This is a genomic window from Photobacterium sp. R1 (assembly GCF_054600795.1).
On the sequence record NZ_BAAHZP010000309.1, the window covers coordinates 1 to 325 of the forward strand.

General features: G+C 55.1%; 1 protein-coding gene. It reads left to right on the forward strand.

All coding sequences use genetic code 11. The annotated features are described in order from the left end of the window. Nucleotides 1-325, forward strand: a 325-nt coding sequence (locus ACYP03_RS25180) for an FAD-dependent oxidoreductase (protein WP_459782551.1), incomplete at both ends; no start/stop codon positions are given.

The window sequence follows — 325 nt, forward strand, 5'->3', positions numbered from 1 at the left end:
TGTGTGCCATCTAAGGCGCTGATCCGGGCCGCGCATACTCTGCATACTCTGACCCGTGCACCGGAATTCGGGATTCACACCCAGCCAGCACAGGTTGATTTTCCCGCTGTCATGCAACGTATTCACCGTGTTATCAAAGGGATCGAACCGCACGATTCCGTCGAACGCTACACTGAGCTTGGGGTGAACTGCATTCAGGGCGAAGCGCGTATCCTTTCGCCCTGGGAAGTGGAAGTGAACGGCACACGCATCACCACACGTAACATAGTCATAGCGACCGGTGCCCGACCAGTTGTCCCGCCTATCGAAGGTATTGAAAAAGTAC